The following is a 23,358-nucleotide window of genomic DNA, read 5'->3' as shown; positions in this document are numbered from 1 at the left end:
CCTCTCGATCTACAAATTTGAAGCACGGGCATTCCGACCGGCGACAATAGCGCTGATGGAATACGCGGTTTCTGGGTTTAGACCTGCCAAAAGCTTTGCGGCCGCCTCAGGTTGCATTCGTGCTAAAAATCCGGCGGCAAACTCAGGTTCCATCGTCTCAAAGAGTGCTGCGGCATCTTTGGGCTTCATATTTTCGTAAACTGTTGTCAGTCGTAGAACGTCATCCTCTGCTGTTGCTTCGGCTTGTGTGATCATCTGCCTCAGGCGATCCTCCGATGCCTCAAGAACGCGTATGCGGCGCTCTACTTCTGCCTTGGTTGCCTTGAGGTTGTTTTCACGCTGCAGAAGAGCGGCCTCCTGCCTTTCGACTTGCGCCTCCCGTTTAAGTAGAGCTTGTAGCAATTGCTCTCTACCATTCGAGTCATCTTCTTGATTTGTCGTGTTATTTCCTGATGAGGTTACGTCTGGGTCTATCGCCGACATCGTTGTTTGAGCGATGGCCGCTCCGGTATCGGTGCCGAAGCGCAAAAATGCTGAACTGACCAAGAGTGACGAAATGATCAAAGTGGATCCCGAAACGCGCACACTGTTTCTAACTTTGGAAAGCTTGCTCATTTTGCGTTCCCCGCTGTTCGCCGAACAAACATTGGTTGATCCGGCTGTTGAACGCTGTCGGCCGATCGAACAGGTTGAGCGGTACGTTGCGGTTTTTCGGGTATGTCATGCAAGGATGCAATTTGCAGCTCGAGCCGTCTTGATGTCTGCTCAGCATTTTCTGCTACCTGTGTGAGCGTATTCGCTGATTCCGTTGCCACATCCTGGGCGGCCGCGAGCATCTTGCTAAGGTCGTCGACCTGCGCAGATAGCACCGCGACAGCGCCCCCTACGCCTTTTTCAAGATCATTGAACCGCTTCAGCCGTCGACCCAGAATGAAACAATAGAACCCCGCTCCTAAAGCGCCTGCCATAAGCAAGATATCAGATATCAAATCCATGATTTATCCCTCAATGCAGTACAAATTCCATAACAAGAAGATCGTTCACGCGCCCCGGACCTGTGACAGCTTGAACGCGCCGCAACATTTGTGCTCGAATCCGAAACAAAGATGCAGAATCTTCGATGTCTCGTGCCTCAAGTGCGCGAAGATACCCGTTCAAGATGTCGATGACTCGGGGCAATGCCGACCTGACCTCGTCAGCGTATTGGTAAGGTGTTTCCAACTGGGCGCGAAATCTCAGGTGGCGAGAGTGAGACGTGGGATCGAGCGATATAACGAGCGGATCCATTTCAACATATGTCACTTTTGGCAGCGCATTCATTTCTGCTGACGATGCGGCAGCCGCAATCGCCGATTCGGGTGCAAGAACCAGTCCGGAGAAAGTTGCATAAAAGCTGCCCCCGCCCGCGGCAATGGCGGCGACCAAGCCAATTAAGATTGGCTTTTTTGATGCTTTTTCAGGGCTGGCGGGGTCTGCCGCAGCTGCGTCTGTCATAATCATACCGTCTGCTATTTCTCGAAACCTGTTTTGGCACAGATCAACTAACCGATTGTTAAGGCTGATCGGTCATTGCTGTTACATCGCCACACAGAACGTGGGGCAGGACGGAGGAAATTGTGCAGCAGTTGCTAAATGTCTGGTTGGGCTTGGATATACGTAGGCAAATTACGGTTGTGGTTGCGACATTGGCTGTGGTGTTGGCTGTACTTGCGATGTCGCGCATCGCCACGTCGCCGTCCCTGACACTTCTTTATGCCGGCCTCGAAAGCGGTCCTGCCGGAGATGTCGTAAGTGCGCTGGAGCAACGCGGGATAGCCTTTGAGGTGCGGGGCGGATCGATTTTTGTTGATAGCGCCAATCGTGATCAATTGCGCATGACGCTTGCCAGCGAAGGTTTGCCTGCCAACAACAGCCAGGGGTATGAGTTGCTCGATTCGCTCTCGGGTTTCGGGACGACATCTCAGATGTTTGACGCAGCCTATTGGCGCGCGAAAGAGGGCGAATTGGCGCGTACAATCGCGGCTAGCCCGCATATTGCCATGGCGCGGGTTCACATCGCCTCTACTGGCTCAAACCCGTTTCAACGCAGCGTGACGCCGACTGCTTCGGTGTCGGTAACACCCAATGGGTCGGGCCTGACGAATGGGCAGGGCAAGGCTATTCGGTTTTTGGTGTCGTCAGCGGTTGCCGGTTTGTCGTCGGATGACGTCGCTGTCATTGACGCGAATGGGAACCTGATCGGCGGGCCCGAAGATGTTGCGCCAACTGGGGGTGCAGATGACAAAGCGCAAATGCTGCGCGAGCGTGTCGAACGGCTGTTGGAGGCACGCGTAGGTCCCGGGAACGCCATTGTGGAGGTCAGCGTTGATACGGTGACCGAGACCGAAGAAATCCGTGAGCGGCGGTTTGATCCGGATGGGCGCGTGGTGATCAGCACGGACACCGAAGAGCGGACGAGTAATTCGAACGAGGCCGGCAACGGCAATGTGACTGTTGCATCGAATTTACCTGACGGGGACGGTGCAGAAGGGGATAGCGCATCCTCGGAGAATTCGGAGACGCGCGAGCGGATTAACTACGAAGTATCCGAAACGGAGCGGGCGGTGGTGCGCGCCGCCGGCGCGATCAAACGTGTGACCGTTGCCGTTCTGGTAAACGATGCGACGCAGGAAGGGGATGGTGAACAGCTGGAAACCATTCCGCGAGATGCGGAAGAGATTGATGCGCTGCGTGAATTGGTGGCATCCGCGGTGGGCTTTGACGAGTCACGGGGTGACATCATCACCATTAAGTCAATGGTTTTACAGTCAGTTGCACCTTTGGGCACGCAGGTGCAGTCATCGTTTCTGGACAATTTCCACGTCGACATAATGTCAGCGATTCAAATGGCTGTTCTGGCAGTTGTTGCGTTGGTTTTGGGACTATTCGTGGTGCGACCGGTTTTGACGCAGGCCCCAGGGGCGCCTCTCAGCTTGCCGCCAACTGAAGCTGGGGAAGCAAATACACAGCCTGCACTCACGGGTGAGGTTGCCGAGGCATCGGATGACTTCCTGAATATCCCGATGGACTCCAACCTGGACACGTCCTCTGAACTACCGGCCCTCAACTTTTCTACCGAAGCGGCCGGTATGTCGCCCGTATCGACAGACCCTGTTGATCGACTGCGCGCCATGATCGGTGATAGACAAGAAGAAACCGTCGAGATCCTGAGAAGCTGGCTGGAAGAAGAGGAGCGCGCGTGATGTCCGCTGCACACCTCTTTCAGGACTTTGGAACAATAAGACCGACCACCGCCAGCAAATCACTTCTGTCTGTTGAGGACATTGAAGAACTCAAGCTTCAGGCATTTGAGAATGGCTATCAGGCTGGCTGGGAAGACGCCATTAAGGCGCAATCCGACACTCTGACACATGTATCCAGTGGTTTGGCCTCAAGCTTGCAGGCCGCATCGTTTGAATACCATGAGCTGCGCGCGGCGATGACGGCATCGGTTCAGACAATCATGGCACAAGTGACCCGTAAAGTTCTGCCGCTGATTGCGCAACACAGCCTCGGCGCACACATCGAGGACGTCATTTTGGATGCGGCAAGGAAGAGCTTGGACCGACCTATTGAACTGGCGATTGCGCCAGCCAATGAAGAGGCTGTGCGCGCTGCGCTGTCTGATAATGTACCAGCGCCCTTTGAGATCGTTCCAGATGATCTAATGGCCCCGACCCAAGTTGTGTTGCGCCTGGGCAATCGAGAGGTAGAGGTGGATTTGGACCGGGTTGTTGCCGACATCACAAACGAAATTTCAACATTTTTTGAAACGCAAACGCCACAGGTGACTAATGAGTGACGTACCCAATACGCAAATGCTGGCCTCCGACACACACAATCCATTTACGGCCGTACCAATCGAAATCACCGTGTCCGTCGGTCGCGCGCGCCCCATGGTTCGTGATTTGGTCATGCTTGGGTCAAATGCGGTTCTGACGCTGGACAAACGCGTTGATGACCCCGTTGATCTGTTTGTCGGCAACAAGTTGATCGCCCGTGGAAAACTGGAAGAGGCTGATGGGGATGAGGAGGGTCAACTGGTCGTGAGACTGACAGAGATCGTCGACCTTGGGTCGAGCGTTTGATGCGATGAAGCTGCATATCATTTTATTGGGCGTTGCCTGCCTTCTCCCGACTGCGGCTTTAGCCCAAGATATTGCCATCTCGCTTGGTGACGAAAATTCGCTAAGCGCCAGGACTTTGCAGCTGATCGCTTTAATTACAGTGCTAAGCCTCGCGCCGGGTTTGGCCATAATGGTAACATGCTTCCCCTTTTTGGTGACGGTGCTCTCTATTCTGAGACAGGCAATCGGACTTCAGCAGTCACCCCCAAATATGTTGATCGTAAGTCTTGCACTGTTTCTCACGTATTTCGTGATGGAGCCTGTCTTTATGCAGGCCTGGACCAATGGGCTTCAACCGTTGAGCAACAATTTGATAGATGTGGAAACCGCCTTTGCACGAACAGTCGAACCCTTTCGCGGTTTCATGTCCGTGCGTTTGGATGCTGATACGTTTAGCGCGATGGCTGACCTCCGGCCAGACACCCAAGGACTCGAGTTGTCACCAGATGCCCCACTTTCCGTTCTGGTACCCAGTTTCCTGCTGTCCGAGATCGCAAGGGCGTTCCAGATCGGTTTTCTGATTTTTCTGCCGTTCCTGATAATCGATTTGGTTGCAGCGGCAGTGTTGATGAGCATGGGGATGATGATGGTGCCACCTGCGATCGTTTCGTTGCCTTTCAAGCTGGCGTTTTTCGTTGTTGCAGATGGTTGGAGCCTTATTGCTGGAAGCCTTGTTCGCAGTTACTTCTGACAAGCGAAACAGACAATACTCTCCAGGCCTCAGGCCGCGGCGTTTCGCTACAGGCATACCTGAAGCAAATGACGACCGGTACGCGTTCAACGAAACGGGCCAAGCCTTGCATTTGCACTTAGCGCACTACGAACTCTGCATGTAATGCGCCAGCTGCCTTGATGCTCTTTAGGATATCGATCATGTCGCGCGGCGCGACCCCAAGCGCATTCAGACCTGCAATGACCTCGGACAACGATGCGCCATCCGGTACCTCGGCGAGGCTGGGCCCGTCTTGATCCTCGATGTCGACGGTGGTGCGAGGAACCACCACGGTTTCACCCTGTGCGAAGGGGTTCGGCTGTACGGTGATAGGCTGTTCTTGAATGCGCAGAGTGAGGTTGCCTTGCGACACAGCGACACGCGATATCCGCACATCATCGCCCATGACAATTGTGCCAGACCGTTGATCGACAACCACACGTGCCTTCCGTTCAGGTTCAACTGCGATGTTTTCTATGCGGCCCAAAGCATGTGCGACCGATTGCATACGGGTCCGAGGCACATTCAGACTGACGGTGCCAGAATCCAGCATGATGGCAACCTGCCGTCCAAAGTCATTGTTGATCGCACTTTCGATCCGGGCAGCGGTGGTGAAGTCGGCGTCGCGTAAAGCAAGGCGCATGTCGGTCAGGCTGCTCAGTTCAAAGTCGATCTCCCGCTCAACACGGGCACCCGAGGGTATCACGCCAGACGTGGGGACACCTTGTGTGACGCGTGCTCCATCGCCCTCTGCCACGGCGCCACCTGCGATGATCGTACCTTGCGCTACGGCATATATTTCACCATCCGCTGCGTTCATCGGTGTCATGATCAGGGTCCCGCCCAACAGACTTTTGGCATCTCCAATCGCAGAAACCGTCACATCAATCTGAGACCCACTTCGGGCAAATGCTGGCAGTGTGGATGTGACGAATACAGCGGCCACGTTCTTTGGTCGAAACTGCTCACCGGTCACGTTGATGCCAAGACGCTCCAAGATGTTGGTCATGATGTCTTCGGTGAAAGGCGCGTTGCGCAGTCCATCTCCGGTTCCATCAAGTCCTACGACCAGTCCGTAGCCAACCAGATCATTCCCCCGAACGCCGTCAAATTCAACCAGATCCTTGATGCGCACGGAACTGGCGGTAGCGACCTGTGCAAAGAAAAGAGTGATCAGAAAGAAAGAGAGCCATCTCATCGAATGAAGTTCACAAACGAAAGGTCTGACATGCGCGCGGTGACCGTATATAGGCTTTGAAGTTGAAATTGGACTGCCTCCAGTTCAGTGGCTGTTTCGTAGGGGTCTGCCTGCAACAAAGCGCCCTTCGCAAATTGCAGTGATGTTTGCTCGGTTGCGTTTCTGGTCGCCACCTCATCGATGCGTGCCTGGGCTGACCCGATATTGGCACGCAAAGCAGTCATGTCAGTTTGCGTGGAGAATAGGTTGCGCCCTGCCTCGGTCAGTAACTCTTGGCGATCAGTTGCACTTAGAGAAGACGCGGCATCGCTCGCGATTGCAGCGAGTGCGTACTGTTTGATTATGTCTTTGAATATTGGATCATCACCCTTGATCTGTACGGAAACCTCTTCGTCTTGACCGATCCGCAGCGGAGCTATTTCAGTTGCGGAACCACGATAGGCCGTCGCGACAAAACCAGCGGGGTCATTGAACCAGATGTCTGCTGCGGTTTGGAGATCCTGAGGCGTCGTTGCTCCGGTGGTTGCAGCACGTAGCCCATCAAGAATGACCTCCACGTCTGCCATTGGCCGCTGATCTGTCGCATCACCGGCAAAGAGACTACGCCCACCCACACTGATGTTCAGTATGCTCACGATATCGGCCAACTGAGATTCGGCATCATCGGAAAACTGGTCCAGAACCGAACCCGTCGCATTTGATGAGATTTTGAGTAGCGAGGTGCCAAAACGTTCGCTGCTGTCGCTGACCCTTTCTAATGATAGCTGAATGGATTCAGCGTACTGTGCAGCCTCTGTGGTTGCGACACGAAACCCCGACAGCGTCTTCAGATCTCGTTCGATGTCACTCAGATAGCTGGTATTGCCGGCAAGAACCGACTTAACGTCGCTGACCTGTCCGGTTGCCAGCTCCTCGTTGAGGCGGGTCATATTGGCTTTCAACGCGGCACCTTGGCGTTGGAGCATGAAGGTGTGGGCCAGATCGCCAAGAGAAAAATTGCTCATTTTCAAATCCCTAGCAAAGTGTCAAACATCTGATCGACGGTTTCAATGACACGCGCGTTGGCCGCATATGCCTGTTCGATGATCATCAGGTTTTGCAGCTCAGCGTCGGTGTCTACGCCATCGGCAAGTTCCATTTGGGTCAATTCATAAAACTGTGCTGAAGCAAAGCCGAGTTGCTGATCTTCGCGCAACCGATCCGCTCCGAGTTGCGATGAGAGGCGTGAGGTCAAATCAATTGCCGTCAGAGGAGAAGATCCGAAACTGCCGGAGTTCACCACGCGAGGTATCGTCAGTGCGTCGGACAACGCGTTGAGTAGCGTCGCATTTCCAGATGAACCAGCCACAAGTGCTCCTAGCCCATCGCGCATCCGCCAGACATCACCGCCTTGCGTGGGATCGACCAGCTTATTGATCTCTATGCGATTGGCCAGCCCCTTCTCTTGTAGAGGGTCAAGGGCTGCGCCACGGTCGGTGAACAGGCCTGCGTCACCTGCTGACAGGGACGGATCGACCGTAGAATCCTGAAAGCGCTCGATAAGGTCTCGTGCGAGAGCATCAATCTTGATTTGCGCCTCAGGCGCGCGTTCGTCGCGAATTTCAAATTGAGCGCCGAGCGTGCCGCCATGTAAGCGCCCCAGCTCAGACGACGTATTCAGCGCGAATCCGTTGATCGTCAGGCCAGAGAGCGTGCCATCGTCAATCGACATATATGGCGTAACGATATTGGCGGGTTCAAAACCGATCTCTACAGCACGGCCATCCAACAGGATCGATCCACCCGTGGAATACAGGGCAACCGCACCATAATCGCGATTTACCGTTCGCACCGGAACTATTTCGCTGACTTCATCGATCAGTATCCTGCGTTGATCCTGCAACGCGGACGAATCCATATTCTGGTTGTTGGTCGCGGTGATCCGGACGTTGAGTGTTTCGATGCTTTTGAGGGTGTCATTCAGGCGCGTGACCTGATCGGCGATGTTGCGATCTGCATCTGTGCGTTCTGATTGGATGCCACCCGCGACCGACTTGATGGCGCGTGCAAGATCGCGTGCCCCATGTGCTGCGCTATCCAGCCGTTCAATCGCGTCGGGACGACTGCTGGCGGTGATCAAAGCATTCTCGAAGTCAGTCAGTCGCGCTGACAGAGATCCCGCTTGATCAGGCGTGCCCACCAAATTCTCGATCCGGTTGAGGTAGGATGTCGTTTCAGATCGATACCCAAATTCCGAACCTGCCAACCGCCGATCGGAGACGATCTGAGCGTCAACATGGCGTTGAATCCCGTTGACCCTGACCCCGCCAATATCGCCGATGCTGTAGGACCCGATAGACAGTGTGCGGCGCGCGTATCCCGGGGTCGATGCGTTCGCAATATTGCTCGACACCAATTCGGAGGCGCGCCCGGCTGCCCGCAGCCCGGACATGGCGGAATTCAATGCGCTTGTGATCGTCATGGCACGGTGTTCCGTTTCTGTTGGCGGGCTGCGAAAGCCTGCGGGTTAACGTTTGATATTTGTCGTTTCCTGAAGCATCTCGTCCACTGTCTGGATCACCTTCGCGTTCGAAGAGTATGCCCGCTGCGTCTGGATCATGGCGGTAAGTTCACCCGCCACATCGACGGCCGACTCCTCACGCGCATAGGAAACGATGTCACCTGTGGGCCCGTCACTTGCATCCCAGAGAAAGAAGCTTCCGCTTTCAGGGGATGGTAGATAGGTCTGCTGATCCAGCGCGACCATCCCGTTGGGATTGGGCAAGTCCACCAGGGGAATTTGATAGATCGTCCGGTTGATCCCGGTGTCGAAGAACGCAGTGACAAAGCCATTTGCATCCACCTCAACATTGGTCATGTTACCGACCGGTGAGCCATCCTTGGAAATCGACACAGGTGCAAAGCTGTCGGAGAGCTGGGTAATCCCATCGCTATCACCCAACTGCCCGATATTGATCTCCAGCGGGCCACCTTCGGCCGCAATGACGATGTTGCCGGTTGCCGGATCATAAGCGCCCCCGATAGCGGCGGGTGTCATCGCGACCGATGCCAACGTACCGCCGGATGTCCGGCTGTCATCGAATGTCAGCACGTATTCACCAATGACTGCGCCACCCAATGCCGAGTCAGACAGCTGCATCGTCCATTCGTTTGATGCGGCGGAACCAGAGGCCGGCACGGTTGGAGAGAAGCTGATGTTGATATTCTCAGATGTGCCCAAGTTGTCAAAATACTCGACCGACAGGTTCTGCGTATCACCGGTAGAACCTGCATCCGTGTCCGTTGCGGGCAGGTTCAGGCCCAATGAGAGTTTGGTCGTCGGCTCACCTGAAAACTGGTTCACGTTGATCTGTACAGGTTCGAGCCCATCGGCAGTATCACGTGGAAATGTCGGTATTGTCCCGTCAGGCAGGGCGGGCCAACCTAACAGAACAAGCCCAGAGTCAGAGCGCAGATACCCTTCTGCATCGGTGCGGAACGAGCCGGTCGTCGTCAGGTACATCTGACTGTCGCCATTGCTGTTGTTGATGTCCGTGGCTTGCGCCACTGGCAACATGCCCCGCCCTCTGACCGCAAGGTCGGTGGCATTCGCGGTCGAAACAAGCGACCCACTCTGGTCGATCAACCGGGATGTCGTTGCGCGCACCCCACCGGCTGAGTACGAGCCCGACCCTGACCCCGAGATCACCATCGAGTGAAAATCGGTTTGTACACGCTTGTACCCATAGGTCGACGAGTTCGCAATATTGTCGGAGATGGACGCAAGACGCGTGGCATTGGATTGAAGCCCCGCGACACCTGCATTGAGCGACGAAGAAATTGTCATGGATACGCCTTTCTGCTGCATCGACTTGATGGTGCCACAGTTAGGCCTCTGCTCTTAACGTCAGGCTAACAGATAAAATCCAACCTATTCATTCGCGCAGCAAAATGATTTCCAGCCGGTCATTACGCACAGCCATCGTGTTGGGGACCGCAGGCTCGCGGTCCGCATGGCCCGTCACTCGCTGCATGCGCGTGGGCGCAACACCGAATTGTTCGAGCAATTTTCGCATCTGTGTTGCCCGATCCGCCGATGATTGCCATGTCGAATTGTTCGCAATCACAATGGGCTGCGTCGGCACATGCCCATTGATCGCAATGCCATTGTCCACAGTCACTGTAGAGGCCGCTATCCATTCCGCGAGGTCGATCAGCATTTGGGTGGGTGTATCGGTGCCCGGTTCAAAGATCGAAGATCGCTCGCTTGCAAAGACCTCGATCACCAGACCCTCGTCTGTAAGCTCGGTCACGATATGCTGGAAATCATTATCCATCAGCTTGGATTCACCGCCATGCCCGATCAGGCGGGCTTCGAGCGATTCAAATACCTCATCTTCAGCGGCCCGATCCTCTCCCAACTCGCCACGGGCCTCACGGGCTTCGGTGGGGCGTTGCGAGGAGGCACCCGTCCCGTTCTGGGGCAGCGTATTTTCGGAAAACACACTGTCACCCCCAAAGCTGCCATCGCCACCGCCTGAAACACGGCTGATCGGGATCGTGGGCGAAAAATAGTCGGCAATGCCTTTGCGCTGCTTTTCGGTCGTGGCATTCAACAGCCACATCAGCATGAAAAACGCCATCATGGCCGTCACGAAGTCCGCATATGCGACCTTCCAGGCACCGCCGTGGTGGCCGCCACCCTGCACGACTTTCTTACGCTTGATTATGATCGGTTGCGCGTTCGCCTGCACCGTCATGGCCCATACCTCGGTTCTTCTCACCCGAGGAGCGGTGTACAGCAGTGGCCTTACCCTTGGCTTAACACATCCAATTGTACGAAATGAAAGTCGGTGCTTGCATGGATGGTGGTAAAGGTCACAGATAAGCGCATGACCGCACCAACACATGACAGCCGCTATTCGTGGACGCGACTCGCGCTGACATTGACCATTGCGATGGTGGCGAATGCAGGCATGTGGGCCATCATTGTCATCATGCCAGCGGTTCAGGCCGAATTCGGGGTGAGCCGCGCGGACGCGAGCCTGCCCTACACGCTGACCATGATCGGGTTCGCGACGGGCAATTTCATCGTGGGCCGGGCGGTGGATCGATGGGGTGTCACGCCTGTGTTGATCGTGTGCGCGTTGGGTATTGCGGGGGGATACGGGCTTGCAATGGCCGCGGGTTCGATCTGGGCGCTGTCGTTGGCACAACTGATTGTGGGCTTTGGAACGTCAGTCGGATTTGGTCCTTTGATTGCGGATATCTCGCACTGGTTTATGAAGCGGCGCGGCATTGCGGTCGCGATTGCGGCAAGCGGAAACTACCTGTCGGGGGCCATCTGGCCACTGATCTTGGCGGGCGTGTTGGCCGAAGATGGATGGCGGGCCACTTATGCCGTCCTCGCAGCGGCGACAGTGTTGGTTGTTGTGCCGCTGGCCTTCGCTTTGCGGCGGCAGGTTCCTGACAGCGCGCACCAAATGGCCGAGGCCGCATCCTCCGCAAATGCGCGATCCGCAGGACTGTCCCCGACAGCACTGGCCTGTTTGCTGGGCTTGGCCGGGGTCGGTTGCTGTGTGGCGATGTCGATGCCGCAGGTCCATATCGTGAGCTACTGTGTTGATCTCGGCTACGGCCCGGCCGTGGGGGCAGAGATGCTGTCGCTCATGTTGCTGGGTGGGGTCGGATCGAGACTGATCTCGGGCCTGCTTGCGGACAGATTGGGCGGGGTGCGCACGTTGTTGTTGGGCTCTATCGCGCAGGCGATTGCGCTAGCGCTGTACCTGCCTTCTGACGCGCTGATCTCGCTCTACGTGGTCAGCCTCGTGTTCGGGCTGAGCCAGGGTGGGATCGTCCCCAGCTATGCGATTATCGTGCGCGAATACATGCCCGCACGCGAGGCCGGCGCACGGGTGGGTTTCGTGCTGATGGCGACGATCATGGGCATGGCGCTCGGAGGCTGGATGTCGGGGTGGATCTACGACATGACGGGTAGCTATCAAATGGCATTCTGGAACGGGATCGTCTGGAATGGGGCGAATATCGCGATCATGCTGTGGCTGCTGTCACGCAGCCGATCCCGAGGGGCAATGCAACCGGCGTAATCGCCCCGTAAGGCGGACGTGTCGTCCGCCCATCTCAGCCTTTGTCGGTGACATGGCCGGTCATATGGGCGGTGCCGCGATCGCGCGCCAAACCCATCTGTTTCTGACGTTCGCGGAATCGGGCCTTGTCCGTATCCGACGTCTCGTCTGCGCAATGATGACAGGCGACTCCTTGCTCGAATTGGGGCCGATCACGGTCGGCAGGCAGGATCGGGCGACGACAGGCATGACACAACAGATGCGGGCCGATGGCCAAGCCATGGCCGACACTGACGCGCCCATCAAAGACAAAGCACTCGCCATGCCATGTGCTGTCGGCCTGCGGGACCTCTTCGAGATATTTCAGAATACCCCCCTTGAGGTGATAGACATCCTCCACCCCCTGCCCAATCAGGTAGTTCGTTGACTTCTCACAACGAATACCGCCCGTGCAGAACATTGCGATTTTCTTACCCCGAAACTGATCCTTGTTCGCCTCCCACCACGCCGGAAACTCCCCAAAGCTGGCGGTGGCCGGATCGACGGCGCCGTCAAAGGTCCCGATGGCGACCTCGTAATCATTGCGGGTGTCGATCACAGCCACATCCTCGCGGCCAATCAGGTCGTTCCAACCGGAGGCCTCAACATAGTGACCCGTGCGGGCAGTCGGGTCGACGTCGGGCTGACCCATGGTGACGATCTCACGCTTCAAACGCACCTTCATCTTGCCGAAGGGAGCCGTGGGGCTGGTACTCTCCTTCCACTCCAGATCGGCGCAACCGGGCAGCGCGCGGATATGGGCCAGCACTGCGTCAATGCCCGGGCGTGGCCCCGCAATGGTGCCATTGATCCCTTCGGAGGCCAGCAACAACGACCCGCGCACATCATTGGCGGCACAAAGTGTAACCAAAGGCGGTTTGAGGGCCCCGATATCGGCAAACCGGGTGAAGTGATAAAGAGCAGCGATGGTGAACATATCTGCGAAATAGGGCAACGCGATGCCCTTGTGCAAGGGGGCGGGGCGGTGCGACACTGACCGCGTACCATTGCGGAGAAGCCCATGACCCATGCCCTGATCGTGATCGATGTGCAGAACGACTTTTGCCCCGGTGGCGCGCTGGCCGTGCCGGATGGCGATCAGATCGTGGACGGGATCAACGTGCTGACGAACACGGCAGAGGCGGTGATCCTGACCCAGGATTGGCACCCGGCAGGTCATTCGTCATTTGCGTCCTCTCATCCGGGGCACACAGCCTATGACAGGATCGACATGGCCTATGGGCCGCAGGTGTTGTGGCCTGATCACTGTATCCGAGGTAGCCAAGGGGCCGCGTTCCACCCTGACCTCAACGTCGAACGTGCACAAATGATCGTGCGCAAGGGATATCGACCCGGCATCGACAGCTACTCGGCTTTTTTCGAAAACGACCACACGACGCCAACCGGGCTCGAGGGCTATCTGCGGACGCGCGGGATCGACACGCTGACTCTTGTGGGGCTGGCAACGGATTTTTGCATAAACTTTTCGGCGGTGGATGCAGCACAACTCGGGTTCGATGTGACGGTCCGGCTGGACCTGTGCCGCGGCATCGATCTGGATGGATCGCTGGCCGCTGCGAAGACAGGCATGAAGGACGCCGGGGTTCAGTTGACGCTGTGACTTTTTTGAATCACTGTTGCAATCATGACTCTTGCTCCGTCGGCCAAGCTGACTCATACTGTTTGCATCCGCTCCACCGAAGCAGGCCGCCCCACTGATCTTGGGGCTGTGCCAGAAGGTGGAGCTTTTTCGTTTGGACATGTCTCTTGCGTATAAGACGAGTGGCAATTTTGATCGGCGGTGGCTTTTTCCTGAAACGCATTAAGGCTTGGCCTGGCATTTCAGAGAAAGACGCGAATTCAGTAAAACAAGAAATTGTACGTCTATGCCAAAACCATATCATGCAGCTGGTGCCTAGCTGTAAGTCATCCGATTGGCTAGATCATGTCTATCGAATGTTCTTTTACGATGCGCAGCCTTATGATGGTTCTCCATTTAATCCGATAAGTTGGAAGCAAGTAAATTTCGACAGAACGGCCGAAGCTGCCTTCCGAAGAGGTCTATTCGATCTATTGCGTAAGCAACGCAAGTTTGCCCTTCGTCTCGGAACCCTCAAAGCAGAGCGCACTTGGACTCCTTTCGACGCAAACATGAAGTCCCTGCTAAAATTTTACCATCGTGTGGACGAAATCGATTCTATTCTCTCGCAGCAAGTATCGCTTGAAGATGTGGACTTGGTTAGTTTGCGCGAGGCCCTTGCACCTTGGCGGGAAATAACGCCGATTCAGTTTATTTTCCGCTCCGCCAGAAAGGAGTGGATATGAAGATCGGCCTCGATATCGCGTCCATGACACTCAAACGACAGGTCGATACAATCGTTCTTGTAACGGGCGACAGTGATTTCATTCCGGCGGCCAAGGTAGCCAGAAGAGAAGGTGTCGAGTTTATCTTGGATCCGATGTGGCAGAGTGTAGATGGTGATCTCATGGAGCATATTGATGGCATCGCGTCTGGATTTACGAAGCCATATAAGATCAAGGACTGAACAATGGTTGATATCGCCACCCGTGTCTGGAACCATAAATGGAAGATCGACCCGATTGTCCGGTCCCTGATCGACACCGATTTTTATAAACTGCTCATGTGCCAATCGGTGTTTCGCAACAAGCCGGATACCCAAGTCACTTTCAGCCTGATCAACCGATCCAAACATGTCCCGCTGGCCGACCTGATCGACGAGGGCGAGCTGCGCGAACAACTCGATCACATCCGCTCACTATCGCTCAGCCGTGGCGAAAGCACGTGGATGCGCGGCAACACGTTCTACGGCAAACGCCAGATGTTCACGCCTGAGTTTATGGACTGGTTCGAGACTCTCCGGCTACCCGCCTACCACCTTGAACGGCGCGGCGATCAGTATGAGCTGACGTTCGAAGGGTCCTGGCCCGAGGTCATGTTGTGGGAAATCCCCGCACTTGCGGTACTCATGGAGCTGCGCGGGCGCGCTGTACTGAACGAAATGGGCCGGTTCGAGCTGCAAGTGCTTTATGCGCGCGCCATGACGAAGCTGTGGGAAAAGATCGAAGTGCTGCGCGGCCATGCCGGGCTGCGGGTCGCTGATTTCGGGACGCGGCGGCGGCATTCCTTCCTGTGGCAGGACTGGTGCGTGCAGGCGATGGGCGAGGGGTTGGGCGAGGCGTTCGTGGGCACGTCCAATTGCCTGATTGCCAAGAACCGGGATGTGGCGGCGATCGGGACCAACGCACATGAACTGCCCATGGTCTATTCTGCACTGGCCGCGGATGATGCGGCACTGGCTCAGGCCCCCTATGATGTGCTGAGCGATTGGCACGAGGAACATGACGGCAATCTGCGGGTGATCTTGCCCGATACTTATGGCACCCAAGGGTTTCTGGACAACGCCCCCGACTGGCTGGCGGGCTGGACCGGGATACGGATCGACAGTGGTGACCCGGCGACCGGCGCGGAAAACGCGATCAAGTGGTGGAAAACCCGTGGTGAAGATCCGCGTGAAAAGCTGGTGATCTTTTCGGACGGGTTGGACGCCGCAAAGATCGTTGAATTGCACAAAAAATTCGCAGGCCGGGTCAAAGTGTCGTTCGGGTGGGGCACGATGCTGACCAACGATTTCAAGGGGCTGACCAAGGATGATCGACTGGCGCCGTTCTCGCTGGTCTGCAAGGCGATCTCGGCCAACGGAAGGCCAACGGTCAAGCTGTCGGACAACCCTAACAAGGCGATGGGCCCGCAATCCGAAATCGAGCGGTACAAACGGGTGTTTCAGGTGGGCGTACAAGAGGCGCAGGCAGTCGAGGTCTGACCGGGCTTTGGCGCAAACATGCCTGATGGCCATCATTGTTTCGCAAAATTATACAATGGCCCAAAATTAACCACAATTGCCCGATATCTCGCTCTCAAAGAGCAGGTATTTTTTAAGAAGGACGGGCAATCGCGTCATGTATAGTTTTGTAAAAACAGGGATGATCCTGAGTGTTGGGATCTTGGCAGGGTGCGCCTCGAGCGTGGAAGAAACATCGCGGCTGGACGTGTCGTTGATCGGATTTTCAGAGCAGCGCGGGCCGTCAACCGCCCCTGCTGAAGTTGTCGAGACCATTGACGTAACGACCGAAGCGCAAGCGCTGAGCGCACTCGCCCAAACCCTCGTGCGCCGCTCAAAAGCGCGGCAAGGCGTGACCCCCGTTGCCCAAACGGATGGACGTAACGAACTTGTCTCTGCGGATGCCTTGGTGCGTAGTTTGCGTGCGATGAACGACCAGATGGACAGCGTCGAGGCGGCACTGCACACGCAGAGCGCCCGCTTGAAAAACCTGAATATGGAACGCGATCTGGGCCTGATCTCGGAGGCTGACTATGCCGCACAGACCGACAGCATCCGTCAAAGCCAAAACTGGATTGCCGATGCGCTAAGCGATACGATTGCAAACACTGAAACAGCTCAGGTGAACCTTCGGGATGCCACTGACCGAGGTCATTCCGGGCTCCACTGGCACATGAGCGCGACGGCCCAACTGACCCGCGAAGCTCAAGCGGCACGGGACGCTATTTTGTTGCGTTAAAAGTGTTGCGCCGCCCGGGCGCGCCGCCGTTCACGCCAGACGATCATCAGCCCCCCGGTCGCGATCAGTAGCGCGCCGGGGAACAAGGCGTCCCACGGGGTTTCGTCAAAAAACAGCCAGCCCAGAACAAAGGCCAGCGGAATGCCGAAATAGCTGAACGGGGCCAGATTGCTGGGTTCGGTCATGCGATAGCTGACGACCAACAGCAACACCGCCGTGCCACCAAAGGCACCCATGGCCACGATCCAACCCATGTCCGCTGCACTGTGCACCGGGGTAAACCCGCCAAACCCAAGCGCCAGAAAAAAGGCCCCGATAAGGGCTGCGACCGATGAATAAAGGTTCACCAGCGGGCTGGGGACATCATCGTCTATCGTGCGGGCCTGCACCGTCACCAACGCATACAGCAAAGCCGCGAACAGGGGCAAAAGGGCGTCCGTGCTGAAGGCAGCGGAACCCGGGCGCATCACCAATACCACGCCGACAAATCCGATGGTGACAGCACCCCATCGCACCCAACCGACCCGTTCACCCAACAAGAGCACGGTAAGGGCTGTGACAAACAGCGCATTGGCATAGGTGATGGTCGAGGCGGTCGCGAACTCCATCCGCCCCAAGGATAGGTAATAGCACAGCTGCGCCAGCGTCACGACAAACCCGCGCGACAGGCCCAGCCGCCATTGGCGAATACGAATGGAACGTCCCGCCGCATGCCACTTGCGCGACATCATCAACGCAATCAGCACAGGAAAGATGCCAAACAGGTTGCGCCAGGCCGACAGTTCGGCAGCGGAATAGGTGGTGGACAGATGCTTGATCACAAGGCCCATCGCATCGAACAGGATCAACGCAATCAGGCTAAGCACGATAGCAAGGGCCGGGCGATCCGTGGGGCGCATCCCCTAGCTTTCCGGGTCGACGCGACCGCGCATCTGTTTGACCTCACCGCGCACTTTCTTGGCCTTGAGGCGGCGCTTTTTCGAACCAAACGTGGGCTTGGTGGCGATACGGCGTTTGGGGGCGACGAGGGCCTTCTTGATCAATTCGGCAAGCCGCTGGCGGGCGATATCGCGGTTGCGGGCCTGACTGCGGGTTTCGTCGCATTGGATGATCAACGCACCTTCAGTCGTCCACCGCCGCCCCGCCAGACGGCGCAGCCGCGTCTTGACCGCAGCGGCGAGCGAGGGCGAACGCGCCGCTTCAAAGCGCAATTCGACGGCTGTGGCGACCTTGTTCACGTTCTGCCCGCCGGGGCCGGATGCGCGCACAAAGCTCTCGCTCAGCTCCCAGTCCTGAATCTGTATATCATCCGTGATGTGCAACATCCCCCTTGCTACCCATGGAACGACCTGCCCGACCAGTGCGTTTGTCCTCCAATCCACAAATAATTTCGGGAGAGACACAATGCCGAAGACGCAGAGCATCCCAGACACAGACAGCCGTGGCCACTTGAACGCACGAAAAAAGGGCCACCTTTGCGGGTGGCCCTTTTCGAAATGTTTCGGAGGTGTGCCGGTTAGATCTCACCGACCAACTTGGCGGCCTGCGCCGCGTGGGGTTGCCCTAGAGGGCGGCCTCCCAAGCTGTTCCGACACCTCGCTCCAATACCTTTCTTGACACTGGATCACCTCCTTTTCATTTGTTGAACTCAACACCAGCTTTGCACAGCCGGTGTGAAAGTCAACGGATTTATGCCCGTGTTCCCATACGTGCCGTGATCCAGCGAAACGGTGCCAGTGCAATAAGCGCAAGCGTCAGTTTTACCGCCCAGTCCGCGATGGCAAGTGACACCCAAAGTGGTGCGACGGGTCCAAGGCCAAGGATCGGCAAAGCCTCGCCGGCCCAGGACACATCATTGCCCGGCTCGATAAATGCCAGCGAGGCCGAAAACGCGACGCTGAAGAAAATGGCTGTGTCCACGGTACTGCCGATCAGGGTCGAAACCAGCGGAGCCTTCCACCACACGCCACGACGCAAGGCGGCAAAGATACCAACGTCAAGCAGTTGGGCCGTCAGAAAGGCAAGGCCCGATCCCATGGCGATACGGAAGGTGACGAGCGGACCGAATTCGCCCACGATCTGCGTGCCGATCATTGAACACAGCACACCCACGATAAAGCCGACCAACACGACGGTGCGCGCAGGCCCGGCCCCATAGACACGGTTCATAATATCCGTCACGAGGAACGCAAACGGATAGGTAAACGCCCCCCATGTCAGCCAATTGCCGAACAGGTATTGGACAAGAATGTTGGAGGCCACCACGATAGTGGCCATGGCAAGAATGCCGGGAAGATGTGCGCGTGTCATAATGTGATGCCCGTTTTTGCAAGGTAGCGGCGACTTGGCCCGGCAGGATACCGGACGGGCTGCGTCTTAGTCGCAGGTGGCCCCGCCCGCAAGGGTTTCCGTGAGGGCGTATTCCACCAGTTCGGTGCGCAGGATCGACAGAAAGTTGTCATCCGACACCATGCTGAGGCACGTGGCCCCGCTGGTGGATTGCCAGACGGTCACCCCTTCGAGGTTGTCATGCTGTCCGGCGTGGGTGGTCAGAAGGGTCCGGGGTGGTGCAGCCCAGTCCATGGGGTTGAGGGTGCGAATGCGGCTGCGAAAACCAAGCGGGGAAAAGGCCCGCTCCAGAATGTAAAGCCGCCCGTCGGGGCCCATATCTGCCCCGACAGGCAGGAACGGATTGTGACGGGACAGGGTGGCAGGCACGTCCCAAACCCCATTGCGAAACCGATAGACCGGAAAACCCCGCGCCTTGTGGCCAGATCGCTCGGGTAGGGTGTAGACCGTGCCGTTCGCCTCGGCGGCCAGCGCCTCGAACGAGCCGTTGGGATGGTAAATGTGGAACGCGGGGTTGTCCGGCAAGGCGTTGCCCTGCTGATCCACGATTTCGCCCGGCCCCTCATAGCTGTAGAACAAATCGCCGCCTGAATAGGCAAGCCCTTCACTGTCACGATCAGGCTGGGGCTGGTTGAACCCGCCCACCTCGTAGGTGCCGGCGGCCCGGTTCAGGCTGACGGAAAAGGCAGCCCCGCGATCGGACAGCAAAACCGCAGTAGACCCATCGCGGGTCTCAATGGCCGATATCCCGCCAAAGCCGGGCAGACCAGAGGTCAACGGAACCGCACGCACAAAGGTCAGTGGGTCGGCCCATGCCGCTCCGCACACCCAAGTGGCCGTGATCAGCGCGAGGCCAGGACGCCAGCACATTGCTGCGGCAAATCTCCGACCCGCAACTCACGGCGGGGTTGGGGGGCAGGGGCGTTGGGATCGCGTGGCTTGGCGGGGGGTGGGTTGAGGATGTTATTCACCCATTCCTGCGCATCTGCACAACCGTCACCTGGCGGCGGTGCCGCCTGTTCGACACAGCCACGCGCACCTTTGGGGCACGAAAGGCGGATATGGAAATGATAGTGATGCCCATACCATGGCCGGATCTTGTTCAGCCAGGCGCGGTCGCCCTTTTCATCCTTGCACATTTGCACCTTGGCACCGGGAAAGACAAAGATACGCGCGGTGCGCTTGTCTTGGGCCGCGGCCTTGATGACCTCGTGATGGGCGCGGGTCCAGTTTGAATTGACGAAGGCTCCGGCGGATCGGCGGGTCGAGATGGAACTGATGCTTTCGCGTTCCGCCACAGATAGGGTAAGGTTGCGGGCTGGCAACATCCAGATATCCGCATCCAGCCCGATCTGGTGGCTGCGGTGCCCGGTCAGCATGGGCCCGCCGCGCGGCTGGCTCATGTCGCCCACATAGATGCCATTCCAGCCGGGTTGCTGAGCGGCCTTCACGCTCAGCTTTTTGACCATGTCGACCAGTTCGGGATGGCCCCAGTTGCGATTGCGCGACAGGCGCATGGCCTGCCATGTGGGTCCGGTTTCGGCCAGTTGGATCGACCCTGCAGCACAGCCCTTTGCATAGCTGCCATAGGCTGCCGCCTCTTGGGCCGAGGCGCGGCGCTTGGCCCCGAACGCACCTTTGGCGACGCCCTGCAATGTGGCCGGGTCGACATCGGGCAGTGGCGTGCCGTCAATGTTGGTGTCAGCCCCGCCTGCGCAGGCGCACAGCACCAGCGATGCAATCAGGGCAAGGGATCTGTTGAACCGTCTCATGCGTGATCTCCCTCTGGTTTCACCCATATCAACATGATGATCCCGATCAGGAATAGCACAATCAAGGGGGAAACGCCCAGTCTTTGATCTCCGGTAATGTCGCTGGTCACAGCGATCAGGAACGGGGCCATGAAGGCCGTGGCCTTGCCGGACAGGGCGTAAAGGCCAAAGGCTTCGGCCATGCGGGCTGGATTGCCCTGGCGGGTCAACATGTTGCGAGACGAGGCCTGAAGCGCGCCACCGGCCGCACCGATGATGGCACCGCCAACGTAGAACATCGTATCGGGCAGGGTTGAGCCAAGCGGCACCGCAAAGCCCATTACGGAAGTCGGGGTGAGCGACACGATCAGGATCGCCACACCCATCAGCGCGATACAGCAGGTCAGGATGACAGGTTTGGGTCCGATGGCCCGGTCCACGCGCCCGCCCACCCAACAGAAAATCGCGCCCGAAAGGGCTGCGATGATCCCGAACACGCCCACATCCACAGGTGCCCAACCCAGAACCCCGAAGGCATAGATGCCCCCGAACGTGTACATCCCGTTCAGCGCATCGCGGTAAAACATGGACGAACCAAGATAGGCAAACAGCGATGGGGTCTGGGGCAGCCGCTTCAGCGTGTCAATCAGGTCGGACAGCCCGCTGCCAAACCTGTATTTGGTGGAAACCGCATTGGGTGTGTCGCGGATATATAGAAAGAACGGGATCATAAAGATCGCGAACCACGCTGCTGCAAAAGGCCCCACAATCCGGGTGTCGGCGCGGCTTTCCGTATCCAGACCGAACAGGGGCGACAGGCCTACCATGGTTTTGCCACTGTCGGTTGCCTGAAACAGGGCGATCATTATGACAAGCGCGATCACGCCGCCCAGATAGCCAAAGGCCCAGCCCGACCCGGAAATGCGCCCCAACTCTTCTTTCGGGCCAAAGGTCGGCAGAAAGGCGTTGGTGAAGATCGTTGCGAACTCCATCCCGACGAGGCCAAGACCGAAAAAGAACAGGGCCCAAAGCACCGAGAAATCTGCCGGTGCTGTCCACCATAAACCGGCAGCACCAATGACATAGGCAACGGAGAACACCCAAATCCACGGCATCCGCTTGCCGGTGCTGTCCGAAATTGCGCCAAGGATGGGGGCAAGCAGGGCAATGATGACGCCCGTGACGGTCAACCCGTACCCCCAATAGGCCTGGGCCTGCGCATTGGCGGCATTTTCGGCCATGCCACCTTCGACAAGCGCGCCTGTGGCGACCTGGGCAAAGTAGGGGCCGAAAATGAAGGTCAGCAGAAGGGTATTGTAGGGCTGGCTGGCCCAATCAAAGAAATACCACCCCCAAATGCGCTTGCGCTGTGAAGTCTCTGCCATGTCCGCCCCTTCGTATTCCCCTGAGGCAGAGTAGAAGCGGGTTGCGCGCCCAAGCGCAAGGAAAGGTTTTCAGGCGGCAGCGCGTGCAGGGACCGGGATGTCCTGCATTGGGGGCCAGGGGCGTTGTGCTTCGGCCTGGACCCACGCTGCGATCCAATCGGGCATGGGGGTTGATACGGCATCCCTGCCCATGGCCGCCAAAACGCGATCCGGGGTTACAATCCCGTTTTTGTCGGTGACGGCGGCGCGGTAGAGAACGTGGCTGGCGCATTCGCCATCCGCCTTCCACATCGACTGTTCGATATAGGTGAACTTGTCATCCCAGCACACCGCACGGCTGCGGGTCTCAAACCGTTCAAAGGCGTGCAGACGGCGGCGATAGCGCACGGACGACCCAGCCATGGTCAGACCCCATTTGCGCTCTTTCAAAACGGTGACAAGGCCGGTGCGAAAGGCCATGCCCAAGCGGCCCAGATCGTACAAGGTCAACGCACGCCCGTTGTTCAACTCCAGAAACCCGTCCAGATCCCACGGCCAGACCATATGGTGCGACACATGCAGATCAGTCAGTCCGATATCAGGCCGGTGACGGGCGAGATACATATCTTTGGCAAGGCGAATGAATGGAAACATAGGGTCGACCTCCAGCGCCTGTAGATGCGGCGGCGCAGCGAAACGTCAACCACCGTTGCCAAGTGACCTTGCGCCATTTCGCGTGGCACCCTAGGTCTGGGGAAACAAGAGGGACGTCCGCATGATTGCCATTTACCAAACGCTCGACCTGATTTTGGGCGTCGTCTACATGATTATGATCATCCACATCATAATGAGCTGGCTGATCAACTTTCAGGTGCTCAACCTGCATCAGCCGATTGTCGGTCAGATCTGGCAAGGGCTGAACAAATTGCTTGAGCCGATCTATCGCCCGATCCGCCGGTATATGCCCGACACGAATCCGTTGGATCTGGCCCCGCTGGTGGCGTTTATCGCGGTCATTGCCTTGCGCTCGTTCATCCTGCCAGCAATCTTCCTGGGTTAAGTTTGGCTTGTTCACGACCCGTTAAAATGTGAGTCTGTACCAAACGAGCAGACAA

27 protein-coding genes are annotated in these 23,358 nt (G+C 57.2%); 11 read left to right on the top strand and 16 right to left on the bottom strand.

All coding sequences use genetic code 11. The features are described 5' to 3' along the window. Positions 1-9 precede the first annotated feature (9 nt). Genes Q0859_RS02665 through Q0859_RS02655 form a run of 3 tightly spaced genes read right to left on the bottom strand, consistent with a single transcriptional unit; the run spans position 10 to position 1,494 of the window. The gene (locus Q0859_RS02665) at positions 10-615 is read right to left on the bottom strand and encodes a hypothetical protein (RefSeq protein WP_299147345.1); all 606 of its coding nucleotides are present in this window, start codon (positions 613-615) and stop codon (positions 10-12) included. Further along, positions 612-995: a hypothetical protein gene (locus tag Q0859_RS02660; RefSeq protein ID WP_299147344.1), complete on the bottom strand. Its 384-nt coding sequence runs from the start codon at positions 993-995 to the stop codon at positions 612-614. The genes Q0859_RS02665 and Q0859_RS02660 overlap by 4 nt, the downstream gene beginning before the upstream one ends. Before the next feature lie 10 nt (positions 996-1,005). Further along, on the bottom strand, positions 1,006-1,494 hold the full coding sequence (locus Q0859_RS02655) for a flagellar basal body-associated FliL family protein (protein WP_299147343.1): 489 nt from the start codon (positions 1,492-1,494) through the stop codon (positions 1,006-1,008). A gap of 122 nt (positions 1,495-1,616) precedes the next feature. On the opposite strand from Q0859_RS02655, the gene fliF reads away from it, so the two are divergent. From fliF to fliP, 4 genes are read left to right on the top strand one after another with little or no spacing between them, the layout of a single operon-like run. Next, complete coding sequence (gene fliF / locus Q0859_RS02650) at positions 1,617-3,242, top strand: flagellar basal-body MS-ring/collar protein FliF (protein WP_299147342.1); 1,626 nt, start codon at positions 1,617-1,619, stop codon at positions 3,240-3,242. Beyond that, on the top strand, positions 3,242-3,841 hold the full coding sequence (locus Q0859_RS02645; RefSeq protein ID WP_299147341.1) for a hypothetical protein: 600 nt from the start codon (positions 3,242-3,244) through the stop codon (positions 3,839-3,841). The genes fliF and Q0859_RS02645 overlap by 1 nt, the downstream gene beginning before the upstream one ends. Further along, the gene (locus tag Q0859_RS02640; RefSeq protein WP_299147340.1) at positions 3,834-4,127 is read left to right on the top strand and encodes a FliM/FliN family flagellar motor C-terminal domain-containing protein; all 294 of its coding nucleotides are present in this window, start codon (positions 3,834-3,836) and stop codon (positions 4,125-4,127) included. The genes Q0859_RS02645 and Q0859_RS02640 overlap by 8 nt, the downstream gene beginning before the upstream one ends. A 4-nt stretch (positions 4,128-4,131) precedes the next feature. After that, a complete protein-coding gene (gene fliP / locus Q0859_RS02635) occupies positions 4,132-4,857 on the top strand; it encodes a flagellar type III secretion system pore protein FliP (protein ID WP_299147339.1) in 726 nt (241 codons plus the stop codon). Between the two features lie 118 nt (positions 4,858-4,975). On the opposite strand, the gene Q0859_RS02630 is transcribed toward fliP, so the two are convergent. The 5 genes from Q0859_RS02630 to Q0859_RS02610 all read right to left on the bottom strand — a co-directional run bounded on the left by Q0859_RS02630 (position 4,976) and on the right by Q0859_RS02610 (position 10,815). After that, positions 4,976-6,076: a flagellar basal body P-ring protein FlgI gene (locus Q0859_RS02630; RefSeq protein WP_299147338.1), complete on the bottom strand. Its 1,101-nt coding sequence runs from the start codon at positions 6,074-6,076 to the stop codon at positions 4,976-4,978. Beyond that, complete coding sequence (locus Q0859_RS02625; RefSeq protein WP_299147337.1) at positions 6,073-7,080, bottom strand: flagellin; 1,008 nt, start codon at positions 7,078-7,080, stop codon at positions 6,073-6,075. The genes Q0859_RS02630 and Q0859_RS02625 overlap by 4 nt, the downstream gene beginning before the upstream one ends. A 2-nt stretch (positions 7,081-7,082) precedes the next feature. Further along, on the bottom strand, positions 7,083-8,537 hold the full coding sequence (flgK, locus tag Q0859_RS02620; RefSeq protein WP_299147336.1) for a flagellar hook-associated protein FlgK: 1,455 nt from the start codon (positions 8,535-8,537) through the stop codon (positions 7,083-7,085). 45 nt (positions 8,538-8,582) lie between these two features. Next, positions 8,583-9,902 (bottom strand): flagellar hook-basal body complex protein, encoded by a 1,320-nt coding sequence (locus Q0859_RS02615; RefSeq protein ID WP_299147335.1) that lies wholly within the window; start codon positions 9,900-9,902, stop codon positions 8,583-8,585. A gap of 88 nt (positions 9,903-9,990) precedes the next feature. After that, complete coding sequence (locus Q0859_RS02610; protein WP_299147334.1) at positions 9,991-10,815, bottom strand: flagellar motor protein MotB; 825 nt, start codon at positions 10,813-10,815, stop codon at positions 9,991-9,993. Between the two features lie 132 nt (positions 10,816-10,947). Between Q0859_RS02610 and Q0859_RS02605 the strand changes: the two genes are divergently transcribed. Next, positions 10,948-12,162 (top strand): MFS transporter, encoded by a 1,215-nt coding sequence (locus Q0859_RS02605; RefSeq protein WP_299147333.1) that lies wholly within the window; start codon positions 10,948-10,950, stop codon positions 12,160-12,162. A 34-nt stretch (positions 12,163-12,196) separates the two neighbouring features. Here Q0859_RS02605 and Q0859_RS02600 read toward each other — a convergent pair whose 3' ends face one another. Then, positions 12,197-13,117 carry a rhodanese-related sulfurtransferase gene (locus Q0859_RS02600; RefSeq protein WP_299147331.1) on the bottom strand — a complete coding sequence of 307 codons (921 nt, stop codon included), beginning with the start codon at positions 13,115-13,117 and terminating at the stop codon, positions 12,197-12,199. Positions 13,118-13,201: 84 nt separating this feature from the next. Here Q0859_RS02600 and pncA point away from each other — a divergent pair, with 84 nt between their 5' ends. The 5 genes from pncA to Q0859_RS02575 all read left to right on the top strand — a co-directional run bounded on the left by pncA (position 13,202) and on the right by Q0859_RS02575 (position 16,779). Further along, positions 13,202-13,801, top strand: a complete 600-nt coding sequence (gene pncA / locus Q0859_RS02595) for a bifunctional nicotinamidase/pyrazinamidase (RefSeq protein WP_299147330.1) — start codon at positions 13,202-13,204, stop codon at positions 13,799-13,801. A gap of 161 nt (positions 13,802-13,962) precedes the next feature. Beyond that, a complete protein-coding gene (locus Q0859_RS02590; RefSeq protein ID WP_299147329.1) occupies positions 13,963-14,505 on the top strand; it encodes a hypothetical protein in 543 nt (180 codons plus the stop codon). Next, positions 14,502-14,726 carry an NYN domain-containing protein gene (locus Q0859_RS02585; RefSeq protein WP_299147328.1) on the top strand — a complete coding sequence of 75 codons (225 nt, stop codon included), beginning with the start codon at positions 14,502-14,504 and terminating at the stop codon, positions 14,724-14,726. Before Q0859_RS02590 ends, Q0859_RS02585 begins: the two co-directional genes overlap by 4 nt. A 3-nt stretch (positions 14,727-14,729) precedes the next feature. Further along, positions 14,730-16,022, top strand: coding sequence for a nicotinate phosphoribosyltransferase (gene pncB / locus Q0859_RS02580; RefSeq protein WP_299147327.1), 1,293 nt, complete (start codon positions 14,730-14,732; stop codon positions 16,020-16,022). 202 nt (positions 16,023-16,224) lie between these two features. Then, complete coding sequence (locus Q0859_RS02575; RefSeq protein WP_299147326.1) at positions 16,225-16,779, top strand: hypothetical protein; 555 nt, start codon at positions 16,225-16,227, stop codon at positions 16,777-16,779. Here the strand turns inward: Q0859_RS02575 and Q0859_RS02570 are convergent. The 7 genes from Q0859_RS02570 to Q0859_RS02540 all read right to left on the bottom strand — a co-directional run bounded on the left by Q0859_RS02570 (position 16,776) and on the right by Q0859_RS02540 (position 22,897). Beyond that, positions 16,776-17,678: a DMT family transporter gene (locus tag Q0859_RS02570; RefSeq protein ID WP_299147325.1), complete on the bottom strand. Its 903-nt coding sequence runs from the start codon at positions 17,676-17,678 to the stop codon at positions 16,776-16,778. The genes Q0859_RS02575 and Q0859_RS02570 overlap by 4 nt on opposite strands. Before the next feature lie 3 nt (positions 17,679-17,681). Next, the gene (gene arfB / locus Q0859_RS02565; RefSeq protein ID WP_299147324.1) at positions 17,682-18,104 is read right to left on the bottom strand and encodes an alternative ribosome rescue aminoacyl-tRNA hydrolase ArfB; all 423 of its coding nucleotides are present in this window, start codon (positions 18,102-18,104) and stop codon (positions 17,682-17,684) included. 364 nt (positions 18,105-18,468) lie between these two features. Then, positions 18,469-19,089: a queuosine precursor transporter gene (locus Q0859_RS02560; RefSeq protein ID WP_299147322.1), complete on the bottom strand. Its 621-nt coding sequence runs from the start codon at positions 19,087-19,089 to the stop codon at positions 18,469-18,471. A gap of 66 nt (positions 19,090-19,155) precedes the next feature. Next, complete coding sequence (locus Q0859_RS02555) at positions 19,156-19,998, bottom strand: esterase-like activity of phytase family protein (RefSeq protein ID WP_299147321.1); 843 nt, start codon at positions 19,996-19,998, stop codon at positions 19,156-19,158. Then, positions 19,971-20,900, bottom strand: a complete 930-nt coding sequence (gene mepA, locus Q0859_RS02550) for a penicillin-insensitive murein endopeptidase (protein ID WP_299147320.1) — start codon at positions 20,898-20,900, stop codon at positions 19,971-19,973. The genes Q0859_RS02555 and mepA overlap by 28 nt, the downstream gene beginning before the upstream one ends. Next, complete coding sequence (locus Q0859_RS02545) at positions 20,897-22,264, bottom strand: MFS transporter (RefSeq protein ID WP_299147319.1); 1,368 nt, start codon at positions 22,262-22,264, stop codon at positions 20,897-20,899. Before Q0859_RS02545 ends, mepA begins: the two co-directional genes overlap by 4 nt. A gap of 69 nt (positions 22,265-22,333) precedes the next feature. Beyond that, a complete protein-coding gene (locus tag Q0859_RS02540) occupies positions 22,334-22,897 on the bottom strand; it encodes an acyl-CoA thioesterase (RefSeq protein WP_299147318.1) in 564 nt (187 codons plus the stop codon). 121 nt (positions 22,898-23,018) lie between these two features. Here Q0859_RS02540 and Q0859_RS02535 point away from each other — a divergent pair, with 121 nt between their 5' ends. Further along, positions 23,019-23,303, top strand: a complete 285-nt coding sequence (locus Q0859_RS02535; protein ID WP_299147317.1) for a YggT family protein — start codon at positions 23,019-23,021, stop codon at positions 23,301-23,303. Positions 23,304-23,358 lie beyond the last annotated feature (55 nt).

Source organism: uncultured Tateyamaria sp., from assembly GCF_947497045.1.
Lineage (GTDB): Bacteria > Pseudomonadota > Alphaproteobacteria > Rhodobacterales > Rhodobacteraceae > Tateyamaria.
This window is presented reverse-complemented; position numbering and strand designations above follow the sequence as displayed.

What these genes read in the sequence shown, in the direction of transcription:
- Q0859_RS02665 (WP_299147345.1), bottom strand. Translation starts at nt 615, where the DNA reads ATGAGCAAGCTTTCCAAAGTTAGAAACAGTGTGCGCGTTTCGGGATCC.
- Q0859_RS02660 (WP_299147344.1), bottom strand. Translation starts at nt 995, where the DNA reads ATGGATTTGATATCTGATATCTTGCTTATGGCAGGCGCTTTAGGAGCG.
- Q0859_RS02655 (WP_299147343.1), bottom strand. Translation starts at nt 1,494, where the DNA reads ATGACAGACGCAGCTGCGGCAGACCCCGCCAGCCCTGAAAAAGCATCA.
- Q0859_RS02645 (WP_299147341.1), top strand. Translation starts at nt 3,242, where the DNA reads ATGTCCGCTGCACACCTCTTTCAGGACTTTGGAACAATAAGACCGACC.
- Q0859_RS02640 (WP_299147340.1), top strand. Translation starts at nt 3,834, where the DNA reads ATGAGTGACGTACCCAATACGCAAATGCTGGCCTCCGACACACACAAT.
- fliP (WP_299147339.1), top strand. Translation starts at nt 4,132, where the DNA reads ATGAAGCTGCATATCATTTTATTGGGCGTTGCCTGCCTTCTCCCGACT.
- Q0859_RS02630 (WP_299147338.1), bottom strand. Translation starts at nt 6,076, where the DNA reads ATGAGATGGCTCTCTTTCTTTCTGATCACTCTTTTCTTTGCACAGGTC.
- Q0859_RS02625 (WP_299147337.1), bottom strand. Translation starts at nt 7,080, where the DNA reads ATGAGCAATTTTTCTCTTGGCGATCTGGCCCACACCTTCATGCTCCAA.
- flgK (WP_299147336.1), bottom strand. Translation starts at nt 8,537, where the DNA reads ATGACGATCACAAGCGCATTGAATTCCGCCATGTCCGGGCTGCGGGCA.
- Q0859_RS02615 (WP_299147335.1), bottom strand. Translation starts at nt 9,902, where the DNA reads ATGACAATTTCTTCGTCGCTCAATGCAGGTGTCGCGGGGCTTCAATCC.
- Q0859_RS02610 (WP_299147334.1), bottom strand. Translation starts at nt 10,815, where the DNA reads ATGACGGTGCAGGCGAACGCGCAACCGATCATAATCAAGCGTAAGAAA.
- Q0859_RS02605 (WP_299147333.1), top strand. Translation starts at nt 10,948, where the DNA reads ATGACCGCACCAACACATGACAGCCGCTATTCGTGGACGCGACTCGCG.
- Q0859_RS02600 (WP_299147331.1), bottom strand. Translation starts at nt 13,117, where the DNA reads ATGTTCACCATCGCTGCTCTTTATCACTTCACCCGGTTTGCCGATATC.
- pncA (WP_299147330.1), top strand. Translation starts at nt 13,202, where the DNA reads ATGACCCATGCCCTGATCGTGATCGATGTGCAGAACGACTTTTGCCCC.
- Q0859_RS02585 (WP_299147328.1), top strand. Translation starts at nt 14,502, where the DNA reads ATGAAGATCGGCCTCGATATCGCGTCCATGACACTCAAACGACAGGTC.
- pncB (WP_299147327.1), top strand. Translation starts at nt 14,730, where the DNA reads ATGGTTGATATCGCCACCCGTGTCTGGAACCATAAATGGAAGATCGAC.
- Q0859_RS02570 (WP_299147325.1), bottom strand. Translation starts at nt 17,678, where the DNA reads ATGCGCCCCACGGATCGCCCGGCCCTTGCTATCGTGCTTAGCCTGATT.
- arfB (WP_299147324.1), bottom strand. Translation starts at nt 18,104, where the DNA reads ATGTTGCACATCACGGATGATATACAGATTCAGGACTGGGAGCTGAGC.
- Q0859_RS02560 (WP_299147322.1), bottom strand. Translation starts at nt 19,089, where the DNA reads ATGACACGCGCACATCTTCCCGGCATTCTTGCCATGGCCACTATCGTG.
- Q0859_RS02555 (WP_299147321.1), bottom strand. Translation starts at nt 19,998, where the DNA reads ATGTGCTGGCGTCCTGGCCTCGCGCTGATCACGGCCACTTGGGTGTGC.
- mepA (WP_299147320.1), bottom strand. Translation starts at nt 20,900, where the DNA reads ATGAGACGGTTCAACAGATCCCTTGCCCTGATTGCATCGCTGGTGCTG.
- Q0859_RS02545 (WP_299147319.1), bottom strand. Translation starts at nt 22,264, where the DNA reads ATGGCAGAGACTTCACAGCGCAAGCGCATTTGGGGGTGGTATTTCTTT.
- Q0859_RS02540 (WP_299147318.1), bottom strand. Translation starts at nt 22,897, where the DNA reads ATGTTTCCATTCATTCGCCTTGCCAAAGATATGTATCTCGCCCGTCAC.
- Q0859_RS02535 (WP_299147317.1), top strand. Translation starts at nt 23,019, where the DNA reads ATGATTGCCATTTACCAAACGCTCGACCTGATTTTGGGCGTCGTCTAC.